The sequence below is a fragment of the Nocardiopsis mwathae genome (genome assembly GCF_014201195.1).
GTDB lineage: Bacteria > Actinomycetota > Actinomycetes > Streptosporangiales > Streptosporangiaceae > Nocardiopsis_C > Nocardiopsis_C mwathae.
Window position 1 is genome coordinate 4,704,712 of the sequence record NZ_JACHDS010000001.1, and the last position, 14,351, is coordinate 4,719,062.

12 protein-coding genes are annotated in these 14,351 nt (G+C 66.9%); 6 read left to right on the forward strand and 6 right to left on the reverse strand.

From position 1 onward, the window contains the following. The first annotated feature begins 171 nt into the window (after window positions 1–171). The 6 genes from HNR23_RS20630 (at window position 172) to HNR23_RS20655 (ending at window position 6,165) form a co-directional block, all read left to right on the forward strand. A complete protein-coding gene (locus tag HNR23_RS20630) occupies window positions 172–513 on the forward strand; it encodes a DUF6507 family protein (RefSeq protein WP_184077882.1) in 342 nt (113 codons plus the stop codon). A 58-nt stretch (window positions 514–571) separates the two neighbouring features. Beyond that, entirely contained in the window at window positions 572–3,247 is a 2,676-nt protein-coding gene (locus HNR23_RS20635) for a hypothetical protein (RefSeq protein ID WP_184077884.1), read from the forward strand. A gap of 14 nt (window positions 3,248–3,261) precedes the next feature. Continuing rightward, a complete protein-coding gene (locus HNR23_RS20640) occupies window positions 3,262–3,822 on the forward strand; it encodes a hypothetical protein (protein ID WP_184077886.1) in 561 nt (186 codons plus the stop codon). Then, window positions 3,819–4,778, forward strand: a complete 960-nt coding sequence (locus HNR23_RS20645) for a hypothetical protein (protein ID WP_184077888.1) — start codon at window positions 3,819–3,821, stop codon at window positions 4,776–4,778. Before HNR23_RS20640 ends, HNR23_RS20645 begins: the two co-directional genes overlap by 4 nt. Window positions 4,779–5,336: 558 nt before the next feature. Beyond that, the gene (locus HNR23_RS20650; protein ID WP_184077890.1) at window positions 5,337–5,483 is read left to right on the forward strand and encodes a hypothetical protein; all 147 of its coding nucleotides are present in this window, start codon (window positions 5,337–5,339) and stop codon (window positions 5,481–5,483) included. 451 nt (window positions 5,484–5,934) lie between these two features. Continuing rightward, window positions 5,935–6,165, forward strand: coding sequence for a hypothetical protein (locus HNR23_RS20655; protein WP_184077892.1), 231 nt, complete (start codon window positions 5,935–5,937; stop codon window positions 6,163–6,165). Window positions 6,166–6,388: 223 nt separating this feature from the next. Here the strand turns inward: HNR23_RS20655 and HNR23_RS20660 are convergent, their stop codons facing one another. The 6 genes from HNR23_RS20660 to HNR23_RS20685 all read right to left on the reverse strand — a co-directional run bounded on the left by HNR23_RS20660 (window position 6,389) and on the right by HNR23_RS20685 (window position 14,337). Further along, entirely contained in the window at window positions 6,389–7,360 is a 972-nt protein-coding gene (locus tag HNR23_RS20660) for a glycine betaine ABC transporter substrate-binding protein (protein ID WP_184077894.1), read from the reverse strand. Window positions 7,361–7,451: 91 nt separating this feature from the next. After that, complete coding sequence (locus HNR23_RS20665) at window positions 7,452–8,435, reverse strand: glycine betaine ABC transporter substrate-binding protein (RefSeq protein ID WP_246421817.1); 984 nt, start codon at window positions 8,433–8,435, stop codon at window positions 7,452–7,454. A 225-nt stretch (window positions 8,436–8,660) separates the two neighbouring features. Then, the gene (locus tag HNR23_RS20670) at window positions 8,661–9,629 is read right to left on the reverse strand and encodes an ABC transporter substrate-binding protein (protein ID WP_184077896.1); all 969 of its coding nucleotides are present in this window, start codon (window positions 9,627–9,629) and stop codon (window positions 8,661–8,663) included. Then, the gene (locus tag HNR23_RS20675) at window positions 9,622–11,559 is read right to left on the reverse strand and encodes an ABC transporter permease (protein ID WP_184077898.1); all 1,938 of its coding nucleotides are present in this window, start codon (window positions 11,557–11,559) and stop codon (window positions 9,622–9,624) included. The genes HNR23_RS20670 and HNR23_RS20675 overlap by 8 nt, the downstream gene beginning before the upstream one ends. A 2-nt stretch (window positions 11,560–11,561) precedes the next feature. Beyond that, window positions 11,562–12,671 (reverse strand): quaternary amine ABC transporter ATP-binding protein, encoded by a 1,110-nt coding sequence (locus tag HNR23_RS20680; RefSeq protein WP_184077900.1) that lies wholly within the window; start codon window positions 12,669–12,671, stop codon window positions 11,562–11,564. 121 nt (window positions 12,672–12,792) lie between these two features. Continuing rightward, entirely contained in the window at window positions 12,793–14,337 is a 1,545-nt protein-coding gene (locus HNR23_RS20685) for a GMC oxidoreductase (RefSeq protein WP_184077902.1), read from the reverse strand. Between the last annotated feature and the right edge of the window lie 14 nt (window positions 14,338–14,351).

Genomic DNA, 14,351 nt, shown 5'->3' on the forward strand with positions numbered 1-14,351 from the left:
CATGATCATCGCACTGGAGCACCGACCGGTCCCGCCCTCGCCCTCTCCCCCCTGTCCGGTTGCGGTCATCACACCCTCACCGTCTGCCATGTGTCACTCCACCCCGATAAGCTCACCGAGTTCATCCCATGACACGACGTTTCCCAGCGCGGAGAAGGGAGACCGAAGCCCATGAGCACATGGGACATCAACCCCGACGGCGTCAACGCGGTACTGAAGCAGGTGTTCAACCACGCAGGCGGCGAGGACGGCACCGGCGGACTCGCCGGCACCCTGACCGACACGGGCGAACACATGACCAACGCGGCCAAGCACGCCAACAGCTTCCCGGTCAACACCGCCCTCGCCGAGTTCGCCGACCACTTCCAAGGCCCGCTGGAGAACATGACCGCCAAAACCGCCAGCGCCATCGACGGATGCGCCACCGCCACCCGCGCCTACACCAACGGCAACCTCGAGATGGCCGCCGAGGCGCAGAAGAACGCCGGAACCGTCACCGACCCCGACCTGTAGGCCTCCCCCGCACCCCCCGTCACCTCCGGCCAGCGGACACCAGCGAGAACGGAACAGCGTGAGCGACGAGCCGCTGATCGACCCCGACGCCATCTTCATCCCCGACGCTTCCCCCGAAGAGCTGGAGTCCACCGCCGCCCAGCTCATCCAGGACGGCAAGGACGTCGCCCAGGCCGGCCAGGACATCAAGTCCTCCTGGCAGTCCCTGGCCGGGGTGTACTCCGCGCCCGAGTCCGACGAGCTCCTATCCGCGATCAACCCCGTCGCGACCACCGGCGACGAGTTCTCCGACGCCATGGGCAAAGTCGGCGAGGCACTGCAGGACTTCGCCGAAAAAGCCGGAAAGATCAAGAAGAAGCTCCTCAGCCTGCAGTCAGAGGCCCGGCTCTTCATCACCAACGTCGCCTCCCAGGAGGACTGGCGCTCCGAGCCCGACAACGTCACCAAGCACAACGACCTCATCGACCAGGTCGGCTCGCAGACCGTGGCCTACCAGGACGCCGAGCGGGAGTGCGCCAACAAGATCACCAGCGTGTTCGGCGGCACCACCTTCGTCCCGCAGGGCGGCACCCAGTGCAGACCCGGCGAAGTCGCCTACGGCGCGGGATTCTGGGCCCTCGGCGAGGACACCCCCACCCCCTGGGGCACCCCTCAAGAGGTGGACCACCCCTGGTACATCGACGCATGGGACGGCACGGTCGACATCGCTGCGGGGGTCGGCGAGTTCGCGGGCGGGGCCACCGGGTTCTACGGCCACAACGGATGGGCCATCACCCCTTGGGGGCAGGCCGAGAACCGGGGCTACTTCGGCTGGGACCTCGCCCAGGGCGTCAGCAGTCTCGTGGGCTACCGCTTAGAGGCACATGCGGACATGAGCCTGTCCATCGAGAGCACCTCGTGGGGCGAGGCCGGAGACGCCTGGGTAGAGGTGGGGCACTCGATCGTCCCGTGGCGCGAATGGGACGACCGGCCCGGCTACGTGATCACACAGGGCGGGATCAACATCGCGCTGACCGCCCTCGGCGGCGTAGGCGCTGTCAAGGCCGCCATCCAGGGCGCGAAGGGCGCATCTGCCGCGGCCCGCGCCGCGCGCGCCGCCGAGGAAGTCGCCGGGGCCGCCAGGCACGGGCACCCTGGCGCACTTGGACTGGCCGGCCAGGTCGGCCGCGCCCCGGCGGGCGCGGGCGCTCTGCCCACCGCAGGCGAGATCCTCACAACCCCGAGCCTGTGGGGTCCCGCAGCCCAGGGCGCGTTCAAGAATCTCCTGAAAGACGCTCTGGGGCTGAGCCACAACCAGCCCTCCGTACCCAACCCGGGCCACCACTCCTTCGACGGCGGCCGCGCCCCGGCCACCGGGTCTGCTCCCGACACGCATGCGGGGCAAGGACACGGCCAGCCCGGATCGAACGCCGGTTCCGCCGCGGGCAGCAGCGCCCACCATGCTCCGGCCCACACCGGCTCCGGTAGCCGGGCGCCCAACGACACATCGGCCGCTCCCCACACGCCCCAGCACGCGGGCCACGCGTCCGGGGATCCGACCACCAGCCAGATCCAGCGCGAGCTCGACCTTCTCGAGGAGCGCATCCAGAGACACAACGGCGACATCGACCGCGCCCTCGACGAGCACATCCGCGACCGCCAACCCCAACTCGTCGGCGCCGGAGCAACGGCTCGCCACGGAGACACGAGCCCAATGGCTTCGTCCGGCGATGGCGGCCGGTTCTCCGCCGACTCCGACGCACCACGACCTCCAGGCCGCTGGGGCCCCAACTCCGACCACTCATTCACTGGCGGTTCATCGGGAACACCACTGGTCGAAGGGGACGGCGGCCGAGGTGGAGGTGGCGCGCCCCACCACGGACATGGCTCTGGGCCAAGTGCCGGGGGCCGTGGCCATGGCGAGGACGGTATTGGGGACGGGAGGCCGGGCACGGCGGTTAGCCCCGATAATGAGAAGGCGCTAAAGAAGGCCGACGAACTCGAACAGAGCTTGCGCGATGCGGGCCTGACCAACGAGCAGATCGCCAGCCTGCGGGGCGACCACCCCCGTATCGGTGACGAGTGGCAGCGGGCAGCCTCAGCCGTAGGCCAGCCGTTCAACAAGACAGTAAAAAACCTACTCCATCCAGAAGCCACCCGATTCGCTTTGGAGGGAGCGAGTTCGCCACGTGAATTCGCCTATCGGTACGAGTACTACAAGGCAGTATTCGACGAAAAGGTCAGGCACCTGGAGGACACTGACCCCAGAGGACTAAGCCATAAGGGACAGTCGAGAAAGCGATCTGCTGCCGACCTCACCCTTGACATGGATGTTAGAGCACAGCTGGACGCCGACCATCGAGTCGTTCGCGAAGTCTGGGCCAATGACGCGCATGTCGACCCAAATCTACCTGAGAGCCAACGCGATCGCATGATTCGGGGGCAGGCAGGTGACATTACAATGGGGCACGAAACATCTGCCGCCTATCATGCTCGCAAGCACTACCGAGAACTCCCTGACGGCGAACGCTCAGGTGACGTTATTCGCGACTACCATGACAGCGCAGAAACAACCATCCGCGAAGGCGAACTAGTATCGGCCAGCAACACAGGCCCCGGAGCAGAACGCCGCCTATATCACCGCAGTGTTTTCGATGAAAAAGAAGGAAAATACAGAGCACTTGAGGCGCTAGTTTTAACCAGGCCGGATGGCAAAGTTGTAATGCTAACCTACGGCACAGCCAAGGTGGCGTGATCAGAGTGAACGATATGAGCACACAAGACCGTGACGCACCCGGCCTGATGCGAGAGATCATCAGCGACCTCCAGGAGGGCGTTGATGACCCTAACTTCAAATGGGGCTCCATGCGGGCGGCCGAAAAGATCTCCAATCTCTACTTCCTTCTAAACGGAAGCCTGCCAGACGATGAAGAAACAAACTCCTTCAAAAGGAAAGTCTCAGACCTACTCAGGAAAGGCGGGAACCCTAGCGGGCTAACCATCCTCATCGGCGATTGCTATAGATACGCCGAACGGGGCAGACTTGATGGTTTTCACCAGGCGTGCCTATTGCGGTCGAAACTGCAAGTACTTCAGGACGAATTTGTCGACTTGGAGGAAGTTGTTCACGAACCTGACCGAGGTGAAATCGCCGAGATCGACGAGCTTCTTGAAGAGGTATCCGACGACGCCCCTCCTGTCCCAGAGAAGGACATCCCCAATTGGCTTCCCGACTCTCACTGGTGGTGGCGGGCACCCAAGCAGCAGGACATGAGCCACGAAGAGCGCATGCGTAGGATCTTGTACGACGAGAACGACTGGATGGGATGACCGTGCCTGACGACCGCTCGCCGGAGGAGATCGCCGCCCAGCGCATGCTGGCCGACCCTGATGCGATCCGCCGACGGATGGAGGCGGACATCGCCGCGGTCGAGGCGCTCGGCCGCGGAGAGGTTCGCCTCGACCCGGCGGCCGGAGACGAGGCTGTGGCGTCGGCAGTCCGGTCGCTTGCGGACCGCATCGGCTTCGACTCGCCGATCGAAGCCGCCACGATGTCGATGCGGCATCTGCATGAACTCCCTGTCGCCGAGCGCGGCCCCGGCTCGGCCATCGAGGCCTACCTCACCGCGGCATCGCGGACCATCGCCCAAGGCCAGTTGGTGGGGAACCGGGGCTACCCCGAAGGCCACCGGTGGCTGACGTTCCACCGGACGGCCCGCGAGGCAGCCGGCATCACCGTGGCCCTGGAAGCCAGCGTCTATGTCGATGCCGATGGCTCGGTCCGGCTGTTCCACTTCCACTGGCCCACCGAGAGGCCGCAGACCCCTGTGTACGCGTTCGGGGGCACCCCAGAGCGGTACATGGACCAGGCGCTCTGTGACCTCCGCGACCACGAGACGCCGTTCGACCGCGCGATGCTCATGCTCCTCGCCAACGCCCTCGGCGGACCGGGCACCACTGCCGGCCACGAGCAGCGCGCTGAGATCGCCGAACTCGTGGCCCAGCGTCGGGGCGAGCTCTCCGCATACGTCACGCAAGCCGAGAACTACGCCCTGGCCGTGCGGGCTGACCGCTGGTACGCCGCCTGCCTGTACCGCTCAGCGCTGGAGACCGTCTTCGAGAACTTCCTGGGCGGCGCCGGCTTCTCCCTCATCGACATGCAGGAGATCCAGGATATCGACGAAGAGCTGGACGATGCCCTGCCCGAAGTGACCGACGCGTCACCGGCCGCCGTGCCTCAGGGGATCCCTCCTCACCACTGGTGGTGGAACACCGCTGTCCGCTGATCGCCGCCAAGGGATAGCGCCCGGGGCCGATCCAGCGATCCCCCACCTCGACAACCGCAGGTGACCATGGGAAACAATCGAACAAAACGGACACGATCAGAAGTAATCCCATGATCATCGTTGGGAACTAGGCCATAGACCTGCTGGTCGCGCTTGTCAGCTAACGGCTGGCCAATGTCCTGTGGCAGAGCAGCGGCTGCGGTGGGATGCTGGGGGCGTCTGCCATCACGCTGGTCGGCGCGGCCCCGGGGCACCCGGAAACCTTGGGCCGAGGACACCGACGACCACTCTTGCCCAGGCGTCCGAGTTTCCACAATTTCCCACCGATGATCATGGGATTACATCTGGCCTCGCTCGTTGAGCCGGGTTCTTTCCCATGATCACGGAGGCAGGGGCGCTGAGGGGGATCCTCCAGAATGGCGGAATTAGCCTCAGGCAGAGTAGAAACTGCGGCAAGTTCCACGAAAATCGACGAAGCAATCGCCGGTTCGATTGAATCGGGGCGAGCTGCAGAATCTGGGGGGTGATATTGGGCCGCCGGACGACTATATCTACTTCATGAAGAAAGCGGGAGCCAACCCGTTCGAGCATTTCAGCATGGAGCTCGACATTCGCTCAGCACTCGGCGCAGTCGATGTCGCCGAGGAGATGCTCGAGGAGTCGCCGGAGTTCGAAACCTCAGACAAACCATTCGTACGCAGCTAAAACTTCGACGTTGTGTACTACCTACACAGAAGCAACCCAGGAATCCACGTTTTTAACGAGGTCGAGACAAAGAAAGTTGCCGACACATTCGCCGAGTTCCTGGAGGCTGAGTTTCTGGAAACCACGAAGAGCCCGTAGAGGGCGAGAGCCTTCTACAAGAAGCTTGATGAGGACGGGGCGCAAGTGGCACATCCGTCAAATCCAAAAAGGAGGGTTTATTGAAATAGGAACAACCGCGATACCAAAGGGCAATCGCGAGGACTGGCTGATTGGATATCCCCTATCCACTGTGAGTCTTGAGGATATGGACAAACTAGATTCTTGACATATCGACCCCTCGGGATGATAGGCGTGTTCCCGACTGGCTCCGCGAGAAAGTCCGGGCCACTGAAGGCAGCGGTGGATGAGGGATAGAATGGGCTGGTAAGCGGCCATTCGTGGAGGGGTGGGCATGCGGCGCGGGCGGTTGAAGGGGCCTCTGGGGAGTCATGAGAGGCCGGCCAGTGCGCTGGGGTTCCGGATGGTCTTGGCGGTGTTCGGGGCCGGGGTGTTGCTGCTCGCTGCGGTGTTCGCGGTGGTGCTGACCGACTCGGTGCCGCTGATGGTCGTCTTCGGCGCCGGGTTCGTGGCGTCCTGCTTCAACGTGTACTGGGTGTGGCAGCGGCTGCGGCACGAGAGGTGATGGCGGCAGAGCTCGACTGGTGCGGGCTATCCGGGCCATCCAGACCGTCCAGGCCCGTCCATACCGTCCAGGCCCGTCCATACCGTCCGGGCCATTCACCGTCCGGGACATTCACCGTCCGGGACATTCATACCGTCCATACCGTCCATGCCGTCCAGGCCGTCCGGCTGGTACGGGTGGACGGTGGGGGCGGTCCACCGCCCACCCGGGTACGGCTGCGGTATCAGGCGTCGGCCGGGAGCCAGGGCTTCCAGGTGTCCGGGTTCTCCTCGATCCACGCCGCGGCGGCGTCCTCGGGGGACAGGCCGTCCTCGGCGATCATCTTGGCGACCTCGTTCTGGTCGTCGTTGGTCCACTCCCAGTTGTCGAGCAGCCGGTAGGCGGGGCTGTTCTCGTCCGCGAAGCCCTTGCGGAAGACCTTGTTGAGCTTGTAGGCCGGGTAGTCGCAGCCGATGTCCTCCGGGTCGATCTCGCACATCGACACGTACTCCGGGAACTTCACCTTCACCAGGTCCAGCTCCTCGAACGCCCACTGCGGCTCGTAGAAGTAGAAGAGGACCGGCTTCTCGTCGGCGTACAGCTTGCGGACCTTGGCGATCTGGTCCTCCTCCGAGCCCACGTACTCGATCTCCAGGTCCAGGTCGAAGTGGTTGATCATGCCCTGGTCCTGGGTGACGAACGTCGGGTCGCTGCCCAGCAGGCGGCCCGTGGTGTCGCCCGACGCGGCCGCGCCGCCCGGCGTGAAGACCTCGGTGTGCTCCTTGAGCCCCGCGACCGTGTCGATGCCCGGGTACTCATCCACCACGTACTGCGGCATGTACCAGCCGAGCGTGCCCTTGTTGCCGGTGGGTCCGCCGTCGACGACGAGCTGGTTCTCGGCGTCCCCGTACAGCTCCATCAGGTCCTCGTGGCCCCAGTTCTCCAGGATCACGTCGGCGTCGTCGGACGCCAGTTCCTGCCAGGCGGTCTGCTCGTCCACCTCCAGCAGCTCGGTCTCGTACCCGAGTTCCGTCTCCAGCAGGTGGGACACGACCGCGGCCGACGCCCGGTACCCGTCCCACCCGTTCAGTGCGATCCGCACCGTGTCGGACCCGTCCTCGGTGTCCGTGGCGGCCCCGCACGCCGAGGCGAACAGGGTTGCCGCCGAGGCGGCCGCGATCTTCGCGGCGGCGGATCCGAACATCGTGTTGCTCATGGTCTTCTTTGCTTCGCTAGGGGGTGCATGACTGCGGCGGCGGGGTGGGACCCCGCCGCCGCATCCGTCCATTCTCCCCTGTTCGGAGGGGTCAGCCGTCCGCGGACGCGGAGGCGGGCAGCCACTGCTTCCACACGTCGGGGTTGGCCTCCACCCAGGTCCGGGCGGCATCCTCCCGGTCCATGCCCTCGTCGGCGATCATCCGGGCGACCTCGTCCTGGTCCTCGTTGGTCCAGGTCCAGTTGTCGAGCAGCTGGTAGGCGGGGCTGTTCTCGTCCGCGAAGCCCTTGCGGAAGATCTTGTTGAGCTCGTACTCGGGGTAGTCGCAGCCGACATCCTCGGGGTCGATCTCGCACATGGGCACGTAGTCGGGGAAGTCGACCTTGACCAGGTCGAGCTCCTCGTGGATCCACTGCGGCTCGTAGAAGTAGAAGAGGACGGGTTCCTTCTCGTCGTAGGCCTTGCGGACCTCTTGCAGTTGCTCCTCCTCCGAGCCCGCGTACTCGATCTCCAGGTCCATGCCGAAGTGGTTGATCATGCCCTGGTCCTGGGTGACGAACGTGGGGTCGGCGGCGAGGAAGCGGCCCATGTCGCTTCCCTGCGCGCTGGAGAAGATGTCCGCGTTGTCCTGGAGCCCCTGGTAGGTGTCGATGCCGGGGTACTGGTCCACCAGGTACTGCGGGATGTACCACCCGATGCCGCCGGAGTTGCCGTTGGGCCCGCCGTCGACGACGAGCTGGTTCTCGGGGTCGCCGTACAGCTCCATCAGGTCCTCGTGGCCCCAGTTCTCCAGGATCACGTCGACCGAGCCGTCGGCGAGCCCGCTCCAGGAGGACTCCTCGTCGTCCTCGACCAGCTCGGTGGCCTCGCCGAGCTCGTTCTCGATCAGGTAGGAGAGCACGGCGGCGTCGGCTTCGTAGCCCACCCACCCGTTCAGCGCGATGCGTACCTTGTCGTCGCCGTTCGGATCGCCGCCGCTGTCCGCCGATCCGCACGACACGGCGAGCAGCGCCGTGAGAGAGATGGCCGCGGTCTTCATGGCCGTCGCGGCCCGTCGGGAACTGTGAACGCTCATGGGGGTGTCCTGCCTCGGGGTGAGCTGAACAGGGAGGTGTCGGTGGCGCGGGGGGCGATCCGAAGCCGGGCCGGTGGGGTCCGTCCACCTCGCAGAAACGAAACGGGCGGCCCGGCGCCGCGCAGGGGTAGGCGGTGGTGCTGCTGGGGTGTGTCGGTGGCGGGACGTGCGCACGCGTCCCGCCACCGTCGGCCATTATCCGGTCACCATGTTGCAGGTGGGTGACTAGTTGTCGGCGCCCTCGGGAATCCAGGACTCCCAGACGTCCCGGTTGTCCTCGACCCACTTCTCCGCGGCCTCGTCCGCGTCCATGCCGTCCTGGGCGATCATCTCGGCGACCGCGTTCTGGTCGTCGTTGGTCCAGGTCCAGTTGTCGAGCAGCCGGTAGGCGGGGCTGTCCTCCTCCGCGAAGTCCTTGCGGAAGATCTTGTTGAGGTCGTACTCCGGGTAGCCGCAGGACACGTCGTCGGCGTCGTCCGCGCAGCCCTCGGTGTACTCGGGGAACTCGACGTGCTCCAGGTCGAGCTCGTTGTGCAGCCATTGCGGCTCGTAGAAGTAGGCGAGGAACGGCTCCTCGTCGGAGTACTTCTTGCGCATCGTGGTGATCTCGGCGGCCTCGGAGCCGGCGTAGACGATCTTCAGGTCCATGTCGAAGTGGTTGATCATGCCCTGGTCCTGGGTGACGAACGCCGGGTCGCCCGCCAGGAACTCGCCCTTGTCGCCGCTCTCCGGGGTCCTGAAGATCTCGGCGTTCTCCTTGACACCCTGGTAGGTGTTGATGTCCGGGTACTCCTCCAGCAGGTAGGAGGGCACGTACCAGCCCAGGGTCCCCTTGTTGCCGTTCGGCCCGCCGTCGACGACGGTGTCGTTGCCGTCGGGGCCGTACTGCTCCATCAGGTCCTCGTGGCCCCAGTTCTCCACGATGACGTCGAGGTCGCCGTCGTTCAGGCCCTGCCAGGAAGGCTGCTCGTCGATCTGCTTCTGCTCGACGCGGACGTCGAGCTCGTTCTCCAGCAGGTAGGTGAGCACGGCGGCCGACGCCTCGTAGCCCACCCAGCCGTTGATCGCCATGCGGACGGTGTCCTCGCCGCCGGGTCCTCCACCGGTCTGCGCGGCGCAGGAGGAGGCGAGGACGACGGCCGAGGCGGCCGCTGCCGCCGTGGCGGCGGTCGTGATGGACGGTCTCTTACGCATTGGTTCTCCTACCTTGTGTCATCCGGTCGAGGAAGATCCCCAAACACACGATCGCCAGGCCCGACGTGAGTCCGAGGCCGAGCTCGTTCTGCTTGAGCCCGAACACGACGCCGTAGCCGAGCGCACCGCCGCCCACGAGGGCTCCGATGACCACCATGGAGAGGATCATCATGATGCCCTGGTTGACCGCGAGCAGCAGCGACGAGCGGGCCAGCGGCAGCTGGACCTTGGTGAGCAGCTGCCACTTCGTGGAGCCCTGCGAGACCGCGGCCTCGACAGTCTGCTGCGACACCCCCCTGATCCCGTCGTTGACCAGCCGGATCACCGGCGGCAGGGCGAACACCACGGCCGCGGCCAGCGCGGGCACCTTTCCGGCGCTGAACAGCGCCACCGCGGGGATCAGGTAGACGAACGGTGGAAGCGTCTGCATGGCGTCCAGGACCGGCCGCAGCAAGGCGGCGAACAGGTCGTGGCGCGCCATGAAGACGCCGATGACGACCCCGATGGCCAGCACGATGACGGCGGCGACCAGGATCTGCGCCAGCGTGTCCATGCTCCGGTCCCACTGGCCGAGCAGCCCGGCTCCGAGGATCGCGACACCGCAGGTGATGCCGACGCGTCGGCCGCCGAAGATCCAGCCGAGCGCGCCCGACGCCAGGACGACGAGCCACCACGGTGCGCCGGTCAGGGTGGAGTTCAGCGGCCCCAGCACCCACTCCAGCAGCCAGGCGCCCAGGGTGCTGGTGACACCGCCGACGGCGGACTCGAACGCGTTGCTGAAGTCGTTCACCGGTCCGGCGATGTGGAACCGCCATTCCGAGGGCCACCGCTCGACCTGCAGCGCCGCCGCTGCCGCGGTCGCCAGCGCGCCGCCGCCCAGCACCCACCACCGCAGCCGCTCGGGGATCTGCGGGGTGTGCGCGCCGTGCCCGACGGCACCGGTGACCCGGTCCATCGCGATGGCCAGCATGACGATCGCGAGCCCGGCCTCCAGCGCGCGCCCGATATTGATCTTGGAAAGCGCCTGGTAGATCGCGTCGCCCAGACCGCCCGCGCCGATGACGGACGCGATGACGACCATCGACACCGCGAGCATGATGGTCTGGTTGACGCCGAGCAGGATCGTGCGCTTGGCCAGCGGCAGCTGGACCTTGCCGAGGATCTGCCACTTGGTGGAGCCGAGCGAGGTCGCGGCCTCGATCGCACCCTTGTCGACGTTGCGGATCGCCATGGCGGTGATACGGACCGCCGGCGGGATCGCATAAACCGTGGTGGCGACCGCCGCGGCCGGGTTGCCGATGCCGAACAGCAGCAGCATCGGCATGAGGTAGGCGAACGCCGGCATGATCTGCATGAAGTCCAGGACCGGCCGCAGCGCCCGCTGCACCCGGTCGCTGCGCCCGGCGGCGATCCCCAGCGGGATGCCGACGATCAGCGCCAGGCCCACCGCGGTGATGATCAGCGCGAGCGTGGTCATCGCCTGGTTCCACAGCCCCGTGAAGCCGAAGACGGCGAACGCGGCGAGGACGACGAGCATGACCCGCCAGCCGGCGGCGCGCCAGGCGGCGAACGCCCCCAGCACGACCACGCCGGGCCAGGTCAGGGCCTGCAGCATGTCGTCGATGAACACGACGGAGGAGCCCAGCCCCACCGACAGGTAGTTGAACCCGTAGATGAAGATGGGACTGGTGTCACGGTTGGAGACGACCCAGGAGTACAGGTCGTTGAGGTTCTGGTCCAGCCAGACGCCGGTCGCCTCGGGGAACGGCGCGCGGACGTAGGGCAGCGCCCCCGCGATCACGAGCACCAGCAGGACGATGCCGGTCTGGATCCAGCGGTTGGCGGCCCACTCGCGCCAGGTCGGCGCCTCGGCACCGGCGGGCCGGTCGGGCCCGGCGGGCTGGGTGGTGGGGGTGGTCGTGGTGGCCATGATCAGGCCTCCAGGGCGGCGCCGACCGCGGCGTCGCTCTGGTCCTCGGCGATCGCGCGCAGGACGTCCCTGCGGCCGACGACGCCGAGCAGGCGACCGTTCTCCGTGACGCGCACCGGGGCGGTGCCCTCGGCCAGCATCGGCACGATCTCGCTGACGATGGTCCCGGGTGCGGTCTGCGGGCCGTCGAGCGGTTCGTCCGGTTCGGCCGGGCGCATCAGCCACCTGACGGTGAGCACGGTCGTGCGCGCGACGTCGGACACGAAGTCGCGCACGTAGTCGTCGGCGGGCTTGCCGACGACCTCTTCGGGGGTGCCGACCTGGACCAGCTCGCCGTGGCGCATGATCGCGATCCGGTCGCCGAGCTTGAGCGCCTCGGACAGGTCGTGGGTGATGAACACCGAGGTCTTGCGCAGCTCGCGCTGGAGCCGCAGCACCTCGTCCTGCATATCGCGGCGGATCAGCGGGTCCAGCGCGCTGAACGGCTCGTCGAACAGCAGCACCTCGGGGTCGACCGCCAGTGCGCGGGCCAGGCCGACGCGCTGCTGCATGCCGCCGGACAGCTGCCCGGGCTTGTGGTTCTCATAGCCGGAGAGCCCGACCATCTCGATCATCTCGGCGGCGCGGGCGTGGCGCGCCGACCGCGACATGCCGCGGATCTCCAGGCCGTAGGCCACGTTGTCGATGATCCTGCGGTTCGGCAGCAGGCCGAAGTGCTGGAACACCATCGCCAGCTTGTGCCGGCGCAGCTCCCGCAGCTCCTGCTGCGGCAGCTTCTCGATGTCCTGGCCCTCCAACAGCACCTCGCCGCCGGTCGGCTCGATCAGCCGGGTGAGGCAGCGGATGAGCGTGGACTTCCCCGATCCGGAGAGGCCCATGACGACGAAGGTCTCGCCCGGGTAGACGTCGAAGGAGACGTCCCGCACCGCAATGGTGCAGCCCGTCTTCTCCAAGACGGTCTCCTGGTCGAGCCGCTCGTAGTCGGTGCCGATGATGGAGCCGGCGTTCTTGCCGAAGATCTTCCACAGGTTGCGGACGGAGATCTTCGGCTCGACGCCGGCCTCATAGTGAGGCTCTCCGGCGTTCTCGTTCTCTGGTGTCGGGGAGTTCATGGGATCGCTCTCCTGGCTGTCCTTTTGGTGCGGCGGGCCGCGCCGTTACGGCCGGGCGGCCCGCGCGGTGTGCGGGTCCGGTACGCCGCCCCGCACGGGGCGGGGCGGCACCGGGCGGTGGTCAGGCGCGGATGAGGTCGGCCGCGCGCTCGCCGATGGCCAGCACGGTGACCATCGGGTTGGGCGAGGGCATCGTCGGGAAGACCGACGCGTCGGCCACGCGCAGACCCGACAGGCCGCGCACGCGCAGCTGCGGGTCGACGACGGCCGTGGGGTCGTCGGCGGCGCCCATCTTGCAGGTGCCGGCCGGGTGGTACACGGTGTGCGCGGCACGCCGGCCGTACTCCGAGAGCTCCTCGTCGGTGGTGACGTTCGGGCCGGGGGCGACCTCACGCTCGATCCACGACTTGAACGGCTCCGTCGCGGCGATCTCGCGCGCGATCTTCAGGCCGTCGACGATGGTCTGCGCGTCGTAGCCGTCCGGGTCGGTGAAGTAGCGGAAGTCCAGCGCCGGCTTCTCCTTGGGGTCGGAGCTCTTCAGCCAGAGCTTGCCGCGGGAGCGGGAGCGCGGGATGTTGGGCGTCATACACATCGCCCGGCCCATCCGCGGCGACTCATACCCCAGGCGCTCGGTGTTGTCGTCGAACGGGATCTGGTACGTGTGGAACATCAGGTCCGGGCGCGGGTCGCTCTCGTCGCGCCGGATGAACAGTGCGCCGTCGGAGTGCATGACGGTGTTCTCCGGGACGTCCTTGGACGTCTCCCACATGATGATGGACTCCGGGTGGTCCATCAGGTTCTCGCCGACGCCCGGCAGGTCGTGGCGGACGTCGATGCCCACCTCGGCCAGGTCGTCCTTGGGACCGACGCCGGAGAGCAGCAGCAGGCGCGGCGTGTCGATCGCGCCGGCGCACAGGATGACCTCGCGGGCGGCGGAGACCGTGCGGCGCTCGCCTGAGGCGAGCTCGACCTCGACGCCGGTGGCCCGGTCGCCCTCAAGGACGATCCTGTCGGCCCAGGTCTCCAGCATCAGGGTGAGGTTCTTGCGCTCCCCCATGATCGGGTGCAGGTAGGCGACCGACGCCGAGGAGCGCTTGCCCGAGTAGGGGTCGTAGGAGATCGGCAGGAAGCCGACGCCGTCGTGGAAGCCGCCGCGGTGGGAGGTCTCGGCGTTGAAGTCCTCGACGACCGGGACCCCCGTCGCCTTCGAGGAGGCCTCGATCCAGTCCTTGATGAGGTCGTTGCGGTCCTTCTCGGCGATCGGGACGATGTTGTTCTTCAGCCGGTCGGCGTAGGCCTGGACGGTGGCGTTGTCCCAGCCCTCGGCGCCTGCGGCCACCCAGTCGTCCAGGTCCTCGGCGAACGGGCGGAAGCTGATGAGCGTGTTGTGCGAGGAGCAGCCGCCCAGCACCTTGGCGCGGGAGTGCACGATGTGCGAGTTGCCGTTGGGTTGCTCGGTCGTGGTGTAGCCGTAGTCGAGGTCGCTCTCCAGCAGGCCGAGCCAGTCTCGGAGGTTGAGCACCCGGTCCAGGCCGACGTCGGAGGGGCCGCCCTCGATCACGCACACGGTGGTGTCGGGGTCCTCGGTCAGGCGGTTGGCGATCACCGACCCGGCGGTCCCTCCACCGACGATCACGTAATCGAAGGCGGATTCGGTTGCGGACACGTGGGCTCCTTTCG

Coding starts and splice junctions, on each gene's coding strand:
- HNR23_RS20670 (WP_184077896.1), bottom strand. CDS start 9,629: ATGCGTAAGAGACCGTCCATCACGACCGCCGCCACGGCGGCAGCGGCC.
- HNR23_RS20680 (WP_184077900.1), bottom strand. CDS start 12,671: ATGAACTCCCCGACACCAGAGAACGAGAACGCCGGAGAGCCTCACTAT.
- HNR23_RS20665 (WP_246421817.1), bottom strand. CDS start 8,435: ATGAGCGTTCACAGTTCCCGACGGGCCGCGACGGCCATGAAGACCGCG.
- HNR23_RS20645 (WP_184077888.1), top strand. CDS start 3,819: ATGACCGTGCCTGACGACCGCTCGCCGGAGGAGATCGCCGCCCAGCGC.
- HNR23_RS20675 (WP_184077898.1), bottom strand. CDS start 11,559: ATGGCCACCACGACCACCCCCACCACCCAGCCCGCCGGGCCCGACCGG.
- HNR23_RS20660 (WP_184077894.1), bottom strand. CDS start 7,360: ATGAGCAACACGATGTTCGGATCCGCCGCCGCGAAGATCGCGGCCGCC.
- HNR23_RS20650 (WP_184077890.1), top strand. CDS start 5,337: ATGAAGAAAGCGGGAGCCAACCCGTTCGAGCATTTCAGCATGGAGCTC.
- HNR23_RS20640 (WP_184077886.1), top strand. CDS start 3,262: ATGAGCACACAAGACCGTGACGCACCCGGCCTGATGCGAGAGATCATC.
- HNR23_RS20630 (WP_184077882.1), top strand. CDS start 172: ATGAGCACATGGGACATCAACCCCGACGGCGTCAACGCGGTACTGAAG.
- HNR23_RS20655 (WP_184077892.1), top strand. CDS start 5,935: ATGCGGCGCGGGCGGTTGAAGGGGCCTCTGGGGAGTCATGAGAGGCCG.